At 55.7% G+C, this 1,419-nt stretch carries 2 protein-coding genes; both read left to right on the top strand.

Features of this window, described 5'->3' with window-relative positions:
• The first annotated feature begins 202 nt into the window (after positions 1 to 202).
• Positions 203 to 631 carry a DUF982 domain-containing protein gene (locus tag AC1DUU_RS31945; protein ID WP_476787305.1) on the top strand — a complete coding sequence of 143 codons (429 nt, stop codon included), beginning with the start codon at positions 203 to 205 and terminating at the stop codon, positions 629 to 631.
• Between the two features lie 277 nt (positions 632 to 908).
• Entirely contained in the window at positions 909 to 1,265 is a 357-nt protein-coding gene (locus tag AC1DUU_RS31940) for a hypothetical protein (RefSeq protein WP_476787304.1), read from the top strand.
• Positions 1,266 to 1,419: the final 154 nt, after the last annotated feature.

Genomic DNA, 1,419 nt, shown 5'->3' with positions numbered 1-1,419 from the left:
GTACTGTCCGATCGTGTGGTCGAAATTGCATTCGGCGCTGAAGCGAGCATCCAGGCCACGCCGCCATATATTAGAACGATCAAGCTGGCGGCGCGGTTCCACGCTCTGGTTGCGGAGCGTGGAACTCACTTTTCCGCCACTCAACACTCAACAACGTCCCTGGCGGGGAAATCGTCCCAGGAGCAATCATCATACCCATGCAATGGTCGAGGAACTCTGTGGGACCGACCGAGAGCGCAGATTTAGCTCCAATGATCAATTTTTCTTGCCACCGCAACGAACCGGGCACCCGTGCGTTGTTGTATACCAGTTGCGGAGGTTTCCCTTTTTGAACGCCCTTCCCTTCAATCTGCCAGTTCATGTCGGCGACGTGGACAACGTCGAGTGGGAAATTTCCACTATTCACGATGCGCTGACGTTTCTCGAAAGATGGCCCCAAGAACGTCGCGGCCCTATTTATCAGACGGCATTGAGAGCCTGTAAGGCCTCAAAGGAAGCACGGCTGCCCTGTGGCGACGGGCGACTAGCATTTATCGGCTTCGCGCGTTCGGCCGGCATTTTTCGATCAACTGCAATCCCGATTTCTGTTGCTCCAGCGCCTCTAACACCGCGCGAGAATTTTCCGACATAGCCATTTCGAAAGGCGGCAACGCGCCAACGGCGGCTGCGCGTATGCAACCGTCCCACACGCTGCAGGGCGGTATCAATGGGTCCATACTGATAAGGCAGGGAGCCCTTCGAAACTTTCTGCAGCGAGGTTGGGTATTGGCTGAAGCGCCGATGAAGGATTGAGCCCGCGTTCCTGTTCCTCCTGGCCAACGCATCCTACGGCTGGAATTTAGAGAGAGCCGACGGGAACGAATGCAGCGCCGCGACGTTGTTATCAGGTTGTAATTGAAGGAAAAAAGATGGCTGACGCACCGAAGGTTGATCCCCCTGACATCGCTGATATCCAAAAGACGCTCGAAAAGCAGATCTCCGAACTGCGCAAGGAGATAACCAAGATCAACAAATCCATTTCGAAGCGAAGTACGGCACTGTTGGACGATGCTCGCGACACCGCGAGCGAAGTCTATGACAGCGCATCGGGGCGTGCGTCGCAGGCAGCGCAGCAGCTCCGTACGCAAGCGCAGTCTGTATCAGAGGCTGCGCGCGAGAACCCGCGGACAACCGCTGCCTTGGTCGGCATGGCCACCTTCGTCGGCATATTGATTGGCTTGGCCGCTACAAAGGCATCGAGTGACGCAAGTGGTCGCTGGTACTGATCTCAACGATTGACCATCCGACTATAGCTATTGCAGCGGCACAGTTCGGTTTCCAAGGAGAGAGCCAAATGGCGTCATCAGTCCTAATCGGCATTCTGATCACATTTCTCGTGATCGTGTTGGTCCTTTACCTCGTCCAGCGGCTGCCTATCGA

This window comes from Aminobacter sp. P4_H6_2 (genome assembly GCF_056400805.1).
The sequence above is the reverse complement of the archived record's forward strand: the minus strand, read 5'-3'. Positions and strand labels throughout refer to the sequence as shown.